The organism is Staphylococcus sp. TE8 (assembly GCF_000692055.1).
Classification (GTDB): Bacteria; Bacillota; Bacilli; order Staphylococcales; family Staphylococcaceae; genus Staphylococcus; species Staphylococcus capitis.
Map to the genome: position 1 here is coordinate 593,123 of NZ_JMGB01000002.1, position 16,115 is coordinate 609,237.

Consider the following 16,115-nt stretch of genomic DNA (forward strand, 5'->3'; position numbering starts at 1 on the left):
CATCTCATTTACAGAAGACTATGATTGAAATGTAAAAAGTTTAATTTGAGATAGAAAGAAGGAAAGTGACGATGGAGAATACGGTTAAATATCGTAAATTCATACTTCCAATTGTTGTAGGATTGATTATTTGGGCACTCACCCCTTTTAAACCTGATGCTTTAAATGACCAAGCTTGGTATATGTTTGCAATTTTTGTGGCTACAATTATCGCATGTATCACGCAACCTATGACAATCGGTGCTGTATCTATCATTGGCTTTACGATTATGGTACTCGTTGGCATCATGGATACAAAATCAGCTGTTGAAGGTTTTGGTAATAGTAGTATCTGGCTTATCGCTATGGCCTTTTTCATTTCAAGAGGGTTTGTTAAAACAGGACTCGGCCGACGTATTGCGCTTCAATTCGTAAAATTATTTGGTAAGAAGACGCTAGGTCTTGCTTATTCTCTTGTAGGTGTAGATTTAATTTTAGCACCAGCAACACCTAGTAACACTGCTCGTGCAGGTGGAATAATGTTCCCTATCATTAAATCTCTCTCAGAATCATTTGGTTCAACACCTAAAGACGGCACTGAGAGAAAGATGGGTGCATTTTTAATATTTACAGAGTTCCAAGGTAACCTTATTACGGCAGCTATGTTCTTAACTGCAATGGCAGGTAACCCTATCGCTCAAAGTTTAGCTGAGAAGACCGCTCATGTTCATATTACCTGGATGAATTGGTTTGTTGCAGCTATCGTTCCTGGTCTTATTTCACTAATAGTTGTCCCATTCATTATTTATAAAATGTACCCTCCAACTGTTAAAGAAACACCTAACGCTAAAAAGTGGGCTACTGATCAATTAGAAGAAATGGGCAAAATTTCATTAGCTGAGAAATTTATGATTGGGATTTTTATCGTAGCGTTAATACTTTGGATAACTGGTAGCTTTATCAATATTGATGCGACGTTAACAGCCTTTATCGCGTTATCTCTTCTCTTACTTACAGGCGTATTAAATTGGAAAGATATATTAAATGAAACAGGTGCCTGGAATACACTTGTTTGGTTCTCGGTACTCGTATTAATGGCAGATCAATTAAATAAATTAGGATTTATTCCTTGGTTAAGTAAACTCATCGCACATAGTTTAGGTGGCTTTAGTTGGCCAATCGTGTTAGTTTTACTCATTCTATTTTTCTTCTACTCACACTATTTATTTGCGAGTGCAACTGCACATGTCAGTGCCATGTATGCCGCGTTACTTGGCGTTGCAGTAGCAGCTGGTGCGCCACAGTTATTCAGTGCATTGATGTTAGGTTTCTTCGGTAATTTACTAGCCTCAACTACGCACTATAGTAGTGGTCCAGCACCAATTCTTTATGCTTCTGGCTATGTATCACAGAAACGTTGGTGGCTTATGAACCTTGTACTCGGTATCGTTTACTTTATTATTTGGATTGGATTAGGTTCATTATGGATGAAATTAATTGGAATGATGTAATTTTTGAACATGATAAAAAAGAATCGCTCAAATGAGCGATTCTTTTCTTATTTAATATACTTTTTAACGAAGCGTTTATTTCGCAATTGGATTTCTCTTAATATTCATATATTGCGAAATACTATATAGAATAATTCCAATCCATATAAATATAAATGTAATTAATTGATGGACATCAAACTTTTCTTTAAAGACGAAAATGCCGAGAATAAACATAATTGTTGGTCCTACATACTGAATAAAACCTGTAAGTGATAATGGTATACGTTTCGCTCCTGCTGAGAACAATATTAGTGGGATTGCTGTTACTGCCCCTGAGAAGACAAGCCAAAATGACGACATATTAAATCCAAACGTCATGTGATGTTGTTGCCATAAGTAGATAACATAAATTATTCCCGCTGGCGCAGTGACAATACATTCTATCGCTATACTGCTAATCGCATCGATATGTACAATCTTTTTAAGGAGTCCATACAAACCAAATGATAAGGCGAGCATGATAGATACGAATGGAAATTCCCCTATTTTAATAGTCATATAGAGTACACCGATTAATGCAAAGATGATGGCTAACCATTCAAATTTGTTAAATCTCTCTTTTAAGAAAATGAGCGCTAGCACGATACTGACAAGTGGATTAATATAATAACCTAAACTTGATTGAAGTACATGCCCATTTGTTACTGCCCAAATAAAAGTTCCCCAATTTATCGTGATTACATATCCCGCTACAATAATTGCTACAAGTTGTACAGGATGTGTAAATAATTGATTCACATCTCTAAGGAACGCCTCTCGTTGTTTGCGCCCTACTACAAGCAGAAGAATCATAAATATCATTGAGAAAATAATTCTAAAAGCAAGAATTTCAAATGCACCAATATGATCTATAAGTTCCCAATAAATAGGGAGTATCCCCCATAAAACGTAAGCACCAACGCAAAAAATATTCCCTTTTTATACTCAGATGTCATTAGAAGCCCCCTCACTTTATGTAAAATAAAAAATGAGCGTTATTTCAGCTCATTTTATAGTATGCTTATTTAGTTTACTAATTCTTTACTATGAATGATACAAATCTGTTTAAAGATATTTGGTAAAAAATGAATTTTAATTAATAACGCATGAGATTTGGATTCAAAAAAATGATTATCCCCCAAAGAATAAGTCTATGAAGTCACTTGCACGGTTAGCACTTTCTTTGTAAAACTCGGTATAACCACAATTCGTACATGTGATTGTTTTAAAGTTATTGTGCTGAACATCAAACATTTTCGATAAACCTGATCCTGTAGCAGATAGTGTTCCTTCTTCTATTTCCGTATGACCACACTTCACGCAACCTTTTTCTTCAGTCATTTTTATTCCCCCTTAATTCTCTTATTAATTAACCTATTACACATTGAAAGGTTTATGAAACACTATTCTTCATAGGGACTGTATGAATTAGTTTTTTTAGCGACTTTTTACTTTCTTAGGTACATTTTTATAGGTCCATTTACGCCACAACGCTTCAAGAGGGCCTTGACGATAACGTTTAAGCCACCAATGTGTCACTAACATACTTATTATGAGGATAGGTAGCGCAATACAGATTGATTGAATTGGTGTTGGATGATTATATGGGAACACAAATCTTATAAAGAAATATAGTAATAACATTTGAGCCATAAAATTCGTAAACGCTGTTTTACCTAACTTTTCAAAAGGTACTAAAAGACGTTGAACACTCTCTTTATCAGTAATGAATAATAGTATTATGAAGTAAATGAGCGTTTGGAATGGTGTGACTAAGTCTTCTATATTCATCCATGATAAATTAGAACCAATATACTTTATTCCGATTAAAACAATAATAGCTGCTAAGCAAATAAGGAATGTATTTAAGAAAAACTTACGATGGTGCTTAAATCTATAAATCATACCACTTTGTGACATGTACATCCCAAATAGCATCACTGCCATTGCATCAATTAAATATAAGTTGGAATTCGTATCTACAAATGTCATGATATTGATGCTTAATAGTGTAAGAATTGAAATCCATAAATTATAGCGTGCTTGAGGTAACAAGAATAACCACATGATGACAGCGCCACATATTGCATATTCTGCGTATGGTAATGATAAAATCATACCAAAGATACCTACAACAAATAGAAAGAGTAAACGTCTAAACATCAGCTTTAACGGTGAAAGTGATTTTTTACGCGCATTATTCATAAATATGCCCATTCCGATACCAAATAATAAAGTAAACAACATAATAAAACGTCCATCTATAAATAGTGAGAAAAATTGTTTAATCATATAATCTAGACTTGTAAAATGAGGTTTCTTTTCATCTTCGAAAATGGGCAATACTTCTGAAACATTTGCAAAAAGAACGACTGAAATCGCTATGCCTCGAATAATATCTAACTCAACTATACGCTTCTTATCCATAACATAACCTCCTTATCTTTATGATAGGAGGCTGAAAAATTTCGTGCATTTACCTAATCTTACATTTTGCAGTTAGTTTCTTTCATAGATGAAAGGTTTGTTCAAAGTGCGTCTAAACAAGAGTAATATTAATACATCATTGTAATAAGGATAAGACAATATTGTCCCATCCTTTTGACTCTCGTTATATTATTAGACAACCCTCTGTCTTAATTTGAAAGTGCAATTTTAATGTGTTCTAGATGATGACGCTCATGCCATGATAATTTAGCCAATAAGAATGCTACGGTTAAGTCATCTGTTCCCTCTAAATTAACTTTCCTTTCAAGGTCCGAGTTTGATACGTTTTCACCAATAGCAACAACACGTTGATTTAGGGCATCTAGTAATTGTATAGAAATTTCGATAGGTAAACTTGAGTCTGCTAAATCCACCCACTGATTTTGGTCAAACTCAGGTGCTGATGGGTGTTCCTCAGTTAAAGCTAACTTTAAGCGGCTAAATAATTGCATTTGAGAGTCTGCAATATGATGTACAAGTTGTCTGACTGTCCAACTACCTTCTCGATATTTTTTAGTTAGTTGCTCATCTGATAGGTCATCAACAACATTTTTTAGTTGATCAATATATGTTTCTACTTCACTCATCCATTGTTTCACATCAACTAAAGTTACTTTGTTCGGTAACTCTAATTCTCCTATAGGAAATCTAACATCCATATCCTCCACCCCTTTTCATAATTACACATCTAGTATAAGGAATAATTTGAGCGAAAGAAAGATTACACTTTACCGAATAAGGCATTTATCATAGATATAATTTTCATTAAAACTTTTGTATAATGTTTGCTTTTACGCTGAAATCTTTGTATAAACTAATTGCTTAATATCTCATTTACATACGCGTTTAACGATTCACTAGATGATATGAGACCTATTTCACGTACGTATTCTTCAAGCTTTATATAATTAAGGTTATCACTTACCTTATCCAAGTATGATTCTGGTAAAAGAGTTATACCTTTATTTGCAGAGACATTGGCTAAAATTGTCTCAAAATAATCGTTGTAAACTAATAGATCTTCTTTAATTTTTAAAACTTTGTTTAAAAAATGCAGTGTGTCACATGGTGGTGTTTGAATGTAAATTCTTTCATTACCAAGATTTAACAAAGAATTATTCAACTTTTCTCGTCTTTCAGAATAGACTATGAAGTAATCTTCTTCATAAAACTTTTGAGCATAAAAGTTCTTTATCGACATGTTACCGATATCGCCAATAGCTACATCTATTTCTTTAATTTTTAATGATTCTATCAAGCTAGCTGTATTATCATTAATTATATATTGAAAATTCAAATCCTCAGTTTCTTCAATTTTTTTAATATTATGTGGGTTAATACTCGGAAGTAATCCTACTTTTATGTCTCTTTTGTTTATCTGTGAGTTACTAATTTTTACTTTTTCAACTTCTTCATAAATTTTATTTAGTTTCTCTAGTATTGATTGACCTTCTTTAGTTAAGAACACACCTTTTCTGTTTCTTATGAATATTTGTTGATTTAATTCATTTTCGACTGAAGTAACTCTTTTTCGTATTGCAGGCGTGCTGATATTCATTACCTCTGATGCTTTGTTAAAGCTATTATATTTAGCCACTTCCAATATATCTCTAATATAATCTGTCTCCATATTAATCCCCTTGAAACTTTTAGTTAATACACCATGAAACTCTTTTATTATTCCAAGTTTTATATTTAAATACTAACCTTAATTTACATTATTAAAAACTATTTAGTTTTGCACAGGAGGTTATTATGAAGAAAATACTAATATTAGCCTTGGGAATGTTTTCATTAGGTATGGATACTTATATCGTCGCAGGCTTAATCCCTGAAATGAGTAGAAGTTTAAATCAATCAAGTACTGCAATCGGACAAGGTGTAACAATATTTACACTTGTATTTGCAATTTCTGCGCCATTATTTTCTATCTTTTTAGCTAAAATTAATGTTAAGCAAACACTTATATTCGCTCTAATCATCTTTATTTTTGCGAACATCATGACATCTTTGGCAGTTAATTTACCTATTTATCTCTTGGCAAGAGCAATTGCTGGATTAGGTGCAGGCATCTTTTCTCCAATGGCAGTTAGTACAGGCAGTCAATTAGTAGAGAATAAAAATAGAGGGAAAGCTCTTGCGACTGTGGTTGGAGGCTTGAGTATAGGTACTGTCATCGGGGTACCTTTAGGTATCCAAATATCAAATTTAAGCTCTTGGAGAGTCACTTTATTATTTATTGTCTTAATAAGTACCCTAACGTGTGTACTTATAGCTATTCACTTTAGAGCAATATTTGCCCCGACTCCACCAAGTATCAAAGAAAGATTTAAGCTATTTATACATCCTCATATTATTCGAATAATGACAGTTACAGTGTGTGCAGCAATCGCTAGTTTAGGTTTATATACCTATTTAAGTAAAATTGTTGAACATTATCAAAGTATCTATTCTCTTACTACTTATTTGATGTTGTGGGGTATTGGAGGCTTGATAGGAAGCTTTAGTATCGGGTTTATTATAGATATGTTTAAGTTTACTAACCTAATTGTGCTAAGTATAATGATACTTCTTTTATTTAGCTTCATACTTCTACCTATCTCAATCCACACACCTATCGCGAGCTGCCTCCCTTTTTTACTTTGGGGCGCTATGGGTTGGGCTACACAGGCTCCTCAACAACATATACTTATTAAAAATTATAAAAGTTATGGTGAGACTGCAGTAGCATTAAATAGCTCAGTTAATTACTTGGGAAGTAGTATTGGATCAGCTTTATGTGGTTCATTATTATTTATCACTCACAATATAAACATGCTAGTTTATCTATCTATTTTTATTTGTGGTATTGGTTTATTAGTCCAACTAACAAATATATTAATAGATAAAAAGCAGTCATTTTAAATTCATATCTCCCCATATAACCTTAATATAGTCTGTTTATCAATGTTTTCCGTTAAGTCTATAAAATATTTACTCTGCCATGCTTGCGTTTTTAGGGCAGTAGAATTTAAGTGTGTAACCCAACTAGGATAAACTCTAAAGGCCATTTTACCTTTCTTAAAATGATTACTTAATATCTCTCGTTTTAATAATTCATCTTTTGGAAAGATAAATTGGCCAAGTTTGTCCTTATCAATCACATTTACTATTAATTTCTCAGGAAAATTAGCATACTCAAATGGTTGATTAACTGACATCGAATCTTTAGTCCATAATGTTACGAAATATCCCTGTTTTTTATTCGTTTTCTTAGCTAATCTGCTTTTACATTTTATATGATTAATACTCAAATCAAGTGCTTCATATTCTTTATTCCATTTTTCATTAGCATATATTTCAAAGTTTATATTTAAATTTCTCACTAAATCTTCCATCAATTGAACAGACTTAAATGTCATTTACAGTCGCACCTTTTGTTTAATAATTAACGCTATTATGACTTAAGATAAATTAGCACGTTTAGCTCTTTGTATTTGTCGTTCAATACTTTCGATATCGACTTTGCTAATTAACTTTCTATAATCTTTCATGAGTTGTTGAACAATAGAATTGCCTTTGCCTGTAAGATAAATATACGTCGCACGTTGATCTTCATCACTTATATCCTTACATATTAATGCTTTCTTCGGAGATCGCAGTCGATCTATGAGACGCGACATCGCACTCTGACTCAATTTCACTTCTTTTATTAAATCATTAATTTTATACTTTTTGTCTTTCGCTTTATATAATTCATGAAGTACATAGAACTCTCTTAAACTAACACCATAGTTTTGTTTGAAATTACGCTCAATCATGTCCTCGATGTATCGAAAATATTCTGTAACTTCAACCCACTCGTCTATTCCGTTGATTTGTGTCATTCTTGCACCTCCATTGATGTCTTTAGTTGGTTAATTCTTATTATACATTGTTGCTTCTTTTGTAGAAATAAACATGGATTATTTTATTCATTTGAAAATGAAGTTCACAATAGTGGTGTTCATTTTCATATAAAGGTTATACGTCAAGGGAACTTAATGATAAAATATGTGTTAACTTGTGCATATTACATATAAAAATTGAAAATTTATAAAGGAGTATATTCATGACTAAAACTGTACATATCATCGGTGCCGGTTTAAGTGGTCTCGTAGCTGCAACGGAACTTCTTAAGAAGGGATACCATGTGACTTTAATCGACCAAGAACCTAGACAAGCTATTGGTGACCAAGCATACTGGTCATTCGGAGGCTTATTCTTAGTCAATTCAAAAGTGCAACGTCGTTATGGTGTCAAAGATTCTTATGAATTAGCACTCAATGACTGGTTAGGCTCAGCACAGTTTGACCGTCTTGATGGAGAGGACTATTGGGCTGAACAATGGGCAAAAGCTTATGTTAAATTCGCAACATATGAAAAGGAAGACTACTTAAATCGTATGGGCGTTAAATTAACTCCAATTCTAGGTTGGGCTGAACGTGGTGGCGCTTCAGCATCGGGTCACGGTAATTCAGTTCCTCGTTTCCATATTACATGGGGAACAGGCCCTGGACTTGTAGAACCATTTAGTAATTATGTCCTTCAACAAGAGCAAGAAGGTCGCGTCACTTTCTTACCTAGACATCAAGTCACATCTATCGACATTGAAGATAATCAAGTACGCCATATCTCTGGGAATATTCTCGAAGATAGTGATGTTGAACGTGGCACCCCTTCCTCTCGACAAGTGATTGATACATTTTCATATGATGTCGAACATCTTGTTATTACATCAGGCGGTATTGGGGCAAATATCGAATTAATTAAGAAGTATTGGCCTAAACGTCTAGGCCAAGCCCCTGAACATATGATTCAAGGTGTGCCAGACTCTACTGATGGACGTTTGATTGGTATTTCTGAAAATGCAGGCGTCAACATCGTTAATAAAGATCGTATGTGGCATTATACAGAAGGCGTTAAAAACCATAGTCCAATTTGGACTCAACATGGGATTCGTATCATTCCTGGTCCTTCATCAATGTGGTTTGATGCTGAAGGACATCGTATGTCTGCACCAGATTATCCTGGTTTTGATACTTTACACACGTTGGAAACTATTATGAAAACAGGATATGACTATTCATGGTTTATTTTGACTGAAGATATCATTAAAAAAGAGTTTGTGTTATCAGGTTCAGAACAAAATCCAGATTTAACTAACAAAGACATTCAGTTGTTAATTAAAGAGCGATTAAGCAAACAAGCGACTTCACCAGTGAATGCATTTATGGAAAAAGGTGAAGACTTTGTGGTTGCCGATGATTTAGGCACGCTCGTTAAGAAAATGAATGAACTCGTAGATGATGATCTTTTAAAATACGAAGATATTAAAGCTGAAATTAAATCACGTGATTTGCAAATTACCAATTCATTTAGTAAAGACCCTCAAGTAGCATTTATTCATAATGCACGACAGTTTTTAGGAGATAAAATTGTACGAACTGCAAAACCTAAACCTTTCCTAAGTAATCAAAGTGGTAAATTAATTGCAGTAAAACTTAACATTATTAGTCGTAAAACACTAGGTGGTATTCAAACCGATTTAGATGGACGTGCTATCAACCAACAACGTGAACCTATACAAGGATTATATGCTGCTGGTGAAGCATCTGGCTTTGGTGGCGGTGGTCTTCACGGTTATCGTGCACTTGAAGGTACCTTCTTAGGTGGTTGTATCTTTAGTGGTATTAGAGCTGCTGAAGGTATCGATAAACATAACTTATAATATTTTGAAATCAAGGTTACTCATTTAGGATATGGGTAACCTTTTTTTAGGTTTTATACTCCTCGAATTTTTACTCGCAATTTTATTTCTAATTTAAGATAATAGTGAAATCAACGATGCGAAAAACCGAGCGATAAATAGCATACATAATGGACCATAAAAAGCGTATTGTTAATTTACTCAACAAAGTGAGATTTAACAATACGCTTAATCATTATCTCTATTCAGTTTTATCGCTACGAATGTGTAATCCTCTATATCTATTAATTGTACCTATCAACTCTTGTTTACGTGGTAAGGCTAAATTACCTGGGTGACCTTGATGATGTGAAATAACTTCTAAACCTTCTGCTTCAATACGTTGATATAAACGATCTGTTGCTTCAATCAATGTATCATTATCATTGAGTAATTCGTTGTTAAGATAATCTAACATCACTGCTAAACTATTAGTCTGGCTATCATCGACAAGTTGCTCTAAACCAGAGATTTGGATAGGTTCTTTACCATAAGTAACTGCATGAAGCCCTTTAGCTTTAAAACGACCATCTTTGCCTTTCTTATTGAAGCTAGATTTAAGAGGGACTCTAGACGGAATGCTACCAAATTCACTGTTGGACATATCAAGTCTTTCATATCCTGTAGATTGTGCGATGTCTTTTGCCTCAACTGTCACATCTTTCAAATGATATTCATCCATCATTAATACTTGGTCAGCCACATCAAAGTAATCTCCTGAGCCACCAACAATAAGAATTGTTGAGACATCGTAATCCTCGTATAATGGTTTAACTTTATTTGAAAATGGTGTAATCGGTTCTTTCTCACGAGCAATCAACTTTTGCATACGTCCGTCTCGAATCATAAAATTCGTCGCAGATGTATCTTCATCGATAAGTAAAAGCGATGTCTGAGCTTCTAAAGCCTCCATCACATTTGCTGCTTGAGACGTACTGCCACTTGCATTTTCTGTTGAGAATTCCGTAGTATCTTTCTTACCTGGCAAGTGATCGATAAATGGTTGAATATTGACTTTCTCAATACTTCTGCCATCTTCAGCACGAATCTTCATCGCATCATGTTGTGTGATGACATACTCTCTACCATCTCCGTCAATGTGATTATATACACCACGCTCAAGTGCTTCGAGTAATGTGGATTTACCATGATAACCGCCACCTACGATTAAAGTAATTCCTTTAGGTATGCCCATACCTTTAATAGATTTTCCACTAGGCAAGTCTAATTGAATCTCAAATTTTTCTGGACTTTGAAACTGAATAGCGTGGTGCATAGGACGGTCAGATACTCCACTTTGTCGAGGTAAGATTGCGCCGTTAGCAACAAACGAAACAAGGTTGCGTTTGTCTAATTCTTCTCGAATATACATCTGATCTTTAATGAGATTGACTTGATCTTGAAGTTTAGAATGGTCAAGATGTTGATAGTGTAATGCTTGATCAACAATTTCTGGTAAGGTATCGATAATTGTATGTGCAGCTGCTTTACCAAGAATTTTACGACCTGCTGCAGGTAATCCCACTTCGATACGCGCTTCAATGTCAGTATCATTAATCACCACAGAGGTGCGCTCTAACATCTCTTGTCCACAGCGATCGATTTGTATCTTCCCAGATTTTTTATCCTTTTTTGTTAGCTCTCTCACCTTATTGTGCACTGCTCGCGTTAAGAAATCACTCACAGCAATACGTTTATATTTGTCATCTAATAATTGATCAGGTATGCCTGCCTCATCCCTAGCTACGATACATCTCATTTTAGAAGGTGGTGCAAACGGATCGACTTGTACATGGTCTATAGCAAGTCTAAATTGATCGAATTCATACACACCTTTCGTACGTTTATAGGCACCATATTTTTGCCCATCTAATGACTTTAAAGTGCGTTCTAGCGCTTGAGCACTTTTCAAGATAGACACCTCCATTCAATATATTTCCAACTTTCATTTTTTACCCTGAACATGAAAACTATTAAACGTTCTTTTCATTAATAATAATTAAACTATGCGCGCATACTTAAAATTAAAAAAACACTCCAAGTTCTCAATCATAAATTGAAAACGGAGTGTAATTTAGATGTTTTAATGTGTTTTAGCGCCTGTACGTTCGCGTAAATCATGTTCAATTTCTTCAAGACTACGTCCACGTGTTTCAGGTAAGAATTTAATAACAAATAGCATTGCAAGTATACCAATTACAGCGAAGATTAAGAAGACCCATTCGGTACTTAACGCATCACTTAAAATTGGGAATAGTAATGACACAATTAATGTACCAATATTAAGCACTAATGCTGAGATACCAGTTGCTGCACCACGAGCGCGCATAGGGAAAAGCTCTGGTAACATGACCCATAACACAGGTCCCCATGAAATACCGAAGAAAACGATAAATAGAGATAAACATAAGATAATAATCCACGCTGACGATGCTATACCTATTGTCCAAATCAATACTGCCATGATGATAAGTGATGCAATCATCCCAATATTACCAATGACTAATAATTTCTTACGGTCAATTTTATCAACTACAAATAATGCTGCAATTGTAACAAGAACATTAATTATACCTATACCAACTGAACCTAAAATAGATGCCGCTTCACCTAAACCAGCCTTAGCGAAGATAGATGAAGAATAGAAGATAACCGCATTAATACCGATAAATTGTTGGAATATCGCAAAGATACAACCTACAATAAGTGTTCTACCTAACCAAGGCGATTTTATTACTGACCATGATGATTCAGCAATAGCTGAGATTTCTTTCATTTCTTTAAGCTCTTTTTCAATTTCGCTATCGTCATAAGTAATCTTCATAACTTTACGAGCCGCTTCTTCGCTTCTATTTTCAAGTAACCATCTTGGACTTTCAGGCATAAAGTAAATTCCAATAAGTAGAATCACTGATGGTACAACTGCTAAACCAAGCATCCAACGCCAACCTTCAATATTAGCGAATGCATAGTTCACAAGATATGCTGCTAAAATACCAATAGTAATCATTAATTGGTTTAATGAACCGAGTGAGCCACGATATTCTGTAGGGGCCATTTCAGTTAGATACACTGGTACTGTAGACATAGAACCACCGACTGCTAAACCAATAATCAATCGTCCCACAATTAGAAGTGCAAGATTTGTAGAGAATGCAAGTGTTAATGCACCAATAATGAAGACGACGGCAATTAACATTACAAGACGACGACGTCCTAGTTTATCGGCTAATGGACCACTACTTCCTGCCCCGATAATAGCACCAATTAACATGGATGATACGACAATCCCTTCTGTCGTACTGTTTAGAGGTATATCTTTATGTATAAAAAGTAATGCACCAGAGATTACACCGTTGTCATAACCGTATAATAAACCTCCCAATGCTCCCAATATGAATATTAAATACTTATTCACTTTCATGTAAATCATCCCTTTTTTAAAAACTAAAGCAATTATACGCCTAAAATGAAAGCGTTTCAATTTATAATTTATTAAAATTTAATTACGACTAGTTTATTTAGTCTTTTAGATATTAAATATAATTAGACACAATATATCGTGTTGTTTGATTGCGATCTTCATATAGCTTCTTACATAAAAAAACACGCCGAAGATAAAGGTCCTCTATATCAACGACGTGCATATATTGAAACGTTATTTATCTGTTACTTTTTCATTTTGAACAATTTCTTCAGCAATGCTGTCCCAGAATGCTCTTAAATCATCTACTGAAATACGTGCTTCTGTACCATCTGATCCAACGAAATCACCGTGATCCCATTCATGTTTTACAGGCATTACTTGCCATACACCTTTTTTAATATCTTTCGTTGCAGGTGTGTATGCTTGGTTAAATGGATGTTGTGCTGAAACAACTGAAACTAAGCCATCATTCACTCTCCATTCTTTCTCAGGAACTTTACCAATCACATTGCCTGTAACGATATAGGACATACCCATATTAATATCAGCTTTTTGTCTACCATTCAATGCTGGTCTTGTTGATTCCCCACTGTATGTTTTATATACAATATTTGGATTGAGTGACGTATGGTGATTTAACTTACTTGTACCTTCACGACTTAAATCATAGAATGCATTATCTTTCGTTTTCCATATCTTACTAGTATTCTTAACACGTTTTAGATATTCAGCATTCGTTTCATCGTCTCTTTGAGCAAGACCCCATTGTTTTAAACCTACGTCAACTTTTGAATGTTTACTACCTTGGAATTTAGCGTAATCATATGCAAGTTGGCGAATAAATGGTTCGTTGCCGATATCAGCTGCATGAGTACCATTGTGTGGTGCTGCTAATGTCGTGATTGAAGAAACCATGTTATCTTGGCCACCTTTATATAAAGGAGAAATGTCGCCACCGTGTTTCTTTTGATATTTAACTTCTTCAGGATTACCTTTTCGAAGCATTTCTTCTAGTAAACGAACAGTTTGTCCACCCATACTATGACCAATTAAATGAATTTTTTGACCAGGCTTCCAATCGCGATACGCCCCAGCATATGTTTTACCATAACGATCATGACCGTATTTAGCAGCATGTGCAGCACCGTAATCAACTGTACCGCCTTTAATATAGTAATATAATTCCACGGCTCTATCATAGTTACTGCCGAATGCACTCACGCTCGCTTCACTAACGTTGTAACCTTTAGCTCTTAACTCTTGTGTAAGTTTAATTCGTTTACCGCCCCAGTAGTTATGACCTAGTACTGGACCATTATCTGCAGTATATCCGTTGAAGCCATGAACAAGTATGATTGGATCATGGTTTTTATATTGAATTTGTGGGAAGGATTTATCGCCTTGCTTTTTAACTTTTGTTTCAGATTGTTGTGCTGATTTCTTTTTAGGTGTAGCAATCGCATTGCGTGTTAACGTATTTAATCCTTTTTTAGATTGATCATCTTTGTCACTAGGTGAAGAATGGTCTGTCGCTTTATCATTCTTTAAATCATTTACTTTAAGTTGTTTATCTTTTGCATCTTTTTGAGATGAATTTGACTGTTGATCATTATTTAAAGCTTCTACTGGAGCTTCTTTTTCTGCAACATCGCTTTGTTGTTCATTATCTTTAGATTGCTGTGTTGTTTCACGATTTAATTCTTTATTTTGAGTTGAAGTTGATACTTTATGATTACGTTGCTCTGGTTGAGTTTTATTTGTTTTATCTTTGTCGTTATTAGGTGTTGTTGCATCAGCTTTATTATTTTGAGAAGACTCTAATGTATTTTCATATGAAGATGCTTGATCTTTCACGTCCTCAGAGGTTGTTTGCTCTTTTTCATTATCTGATTGAGTATCTTCAGATTTTGCAGTTTCCTCATTATTACGAACCTTTGCTACTTCTGAACTTGACTCTTGTGTTGTTTTATTAGCAGTTTCATCTAAATTTTGCTGCTTATTATCTTGATTTTCTTTTGCAGGTGTCGTTACAGCTGCACTTTCCTGCTTATTGACTGTATCTTGTTGAGTTTTACTTTCTTGTCCATCATTATTTTCAGGTGATTGCTTTTGTAAGTTTGATTGATTAATATCTTGTTTTGATTGTTTATCTTCTGTAGTTTGATTATCAACTGGTTGTTCTTTTGATTGATCTTTATCTGTCTGTTCCGAAGTAGATTGATCTGTCGTTAGGTCTTCATTAGATTGATTATCATTGTTTGATGGATGGTTCGCAGTGTTTGTTTGCGCTTGGTTTTGTGTTTCATCTTTATGTATAGCTGATGAAGTATCATTCTTAGTTTCTACTGTTTGGCTATCTTTTTGATCATTCGTTTGTGGCTCACTTAAATTTTCATTATCTGCCCCGTGTGATTGTGCTGTATGACTTTCAGAATTCCCTTGTACATCCTGTTCTGCCGCGTGTGCAGCGCCGCCCCCAATAAATAACATCGATGCGACAATGATTGAAGACGCACCAACACTTAATTTGCGAATACTGTAAGAGTTCTTTCTGTTTTTCATTTTTTAGCACCTCAGTTTTAATTTTTTAGTTTAGAAGCTTGCTTTAAACGAAAATATTTACGATAGCGCGTGGAATTAACTCAAATATTTTACTCAACCATGCTTTTATCATCTTCATACTCCTTTCTATTAAAAATACCTTACAAACACCTAAAGGCACCCTTATCATAAAATACGAACATTAAGCTAGCATGAAGTTACTTTTACATCTTGTTAAAGACATACAAAAAGACACTTCCTATTACCTCAAATAGAAAGTGTCTTTGATAAAATTCTATGATTTATAATTTAGACGTACAGTTGCACGTTAATGTATAAGTATTAAGTGGAATAAAGAAGTATGGATGACTTTTCTTTTCAA

At 34.4% G+C, this 16,115-nt stretch carries 12 protein-coding genes and 1 pseudogene; 3 read left to right on the forward strand and 10 right to left on the reverse strand.

From position 1 onward, the window contains the following. Nucleotides 1–71: 71 nt before the first annotated feature. Nucleotides 72–1,490: an anion permease gene (locus CM54_RS09140; protein ID WP_037550712.1), complete on the forward strand. Its 1,419-nt coding sequence runs from the start codon at nt 72–74 to the stop codon at nt 1,488–1,490. A 75-nt stretch (nt 1,491–1,565) separates the two neighbouring features. On the opposite strand, the pseudogene rarD reads toward CM54_RS09140, so the two are convergent. From rarD to CM54_RS09165, 5 genes and pseudogenes are all read right to left on the reverse strand, one after another. After that, nucleotides 1,566–2,467, reverse strand: a pseudogene (rarD, locus tag CM54_RS09145) (EamA family transporter RarD). A gap of 175 nt (nt 2,468–2,642) precedes the next feature. Then, on the reverse strand, nt 2,643–2,852 hold the full coding sequence (locus CM54_RS09150; protein WP_002434976.1) for a zinc ribbon domain-containing protein: 210 nt from the start codon (nt 2,850–2,852) through the stop codon (nt 2,643–2,645). Between the two features lie 96 nt (nt 2,853–2,948). Continuing rightward, nucleotides 2,949–3,938: a DUF418 domain-containing protein gene (locus tag CM54_RS09155; protein WP_030058843.1), complete on the reverse strand. Its 990-nt coding sequence runs from the start codon at nt 3,936–3,938 to the stop codon at nt 2,949–2,951. Nucleotides 3,939–4,147: 209 nt separating this feature from the next. Next, complete coding sequence (locus CM54_RS09160) at nt 4,148–4,657, reverse strand: YfiT family bacillithiol transferase (protein WP_030058842.1); 510 nt, start codon at nt 4,655–4,657, stop codon at nt 4,148–4,150. Between the two features lie 155 nt (nt 4,658–4,812). Further along, a complete protein-coding gene (locus tag CM54_RS09165; protein WP_030058841.1) occupies nt 4,813–5,628 on the reverse strand; it encodes a LysR family transcriptional regulator in 816 nt (271 codons plus the stop codon). A gap of 125 nt (nt 5,629–5,753) precedes the next feature. On the opposite strand from CM54_RS09165, the gene CM54_RS09170 reads away from it, so the two are divergent. Next, nucleotides 5,754–6,902: an MFS transporter gene (locus CM54_RS09170; protein ID WP_037550714.1), complete on the forward strand. Its 1,149-nt coding sequence runs from the start codon at nt 5,754–5,756 to the stop codon at nt 6,900–6,902. A 2-nt stretch (nt 6,903–6,904) separates the two neighbouring features. On the opposite strand, the gene CM54_RS09175 is transcribed toward CM54_RS09170, so the two are convergent. Further along, nucleotides 6,905–7,399, reverse strand: a complete 495-nt coding sequence (locus tag CM54_RS09175) for a MepB family protein (protein WP_030058838.1) — start codon at nt 7,397–7,399, stop codon at nt 6,905–6,907. Nucleotides 7,400–7,441: 42 nt separating this feature from the next. Further along, the gene (locus CM54_RS09180; protein WP_030058836.1) at nt 7,442–7,864 is read right to left on the reverse strand and encodes a MarR family winged helix-turn-helix transcriptional regulator; all 423 of its coding nucleotides are present in this window, start codon (nt 7,862–7,864) and stop codon (nt 7,442–7,444) included. Nucleotides 7,865–8,088: 224 nt separating this feature from the next. On the opposite strand from CM54_RS09180, the gene CM54_RS09185 reads away from it, so the two are divergent. Continuing rightward, a complete protein-coding gene (locus tag CM54_RS09185; RefSeq protein ID WP_037550716.1) occupies nt 8,089–9,747 on the forward strand; it encodes an FAD-binding dehydrogenase in 1,659 nt (552 codons plus the stop codon). Between the two features lie 220 nt (nt 9,748–9,967). Here CM54_RS09185 and CM54_RS09190 read toward each other — a convergent pair whose 3' ends face one another. The 3 genes from CM54_RS09190 to lip all read right to left on the reverse strand — a co-directional run bounded on the left by CM54_RS09190 (nt 9,968) and on the right by lip (nt 15,754). Beyond that, a complete protein-coding gene (locus CM54_RS09190; RefSeq protein WP_037550720.1) occupies nt 9,968–11,677 on the reverse strand; it encodes an ABC-ATPase domain-containing protein in 1,710 nt (569 codons plus the stop codon). A 171-nt stretch (nt 11,678–11,848) separates the two neighbouring features. Beyond that, complete coding sequence (locus CM54_RS09195) at nt 11,849–13,189, reverse strand: sugar porter family MFS transporter (protein WP_002434924.1); 1,341 nt, start codon at nt 13,187–13,189, stop codon at nt 11,849–11,851. A gap of 234 nt (nt 13,190–13,423) precedes the next feature. Continuing rightward, nucleotides 13,424–15,754 (reverse strand): YSIRK-targeted triacylglycerol lipase, encoded by a 2,331-nt coding sequence (gene lip, locus CM54_RS09200; RefSeq protein ID WP_030058830.1) that lies wholly within the window; start codon nt 15,752–15,754, stop codon nt 13,424–13,426. Nucleotides 15,755–16,115: the final 361 nt, after the last annotated feature.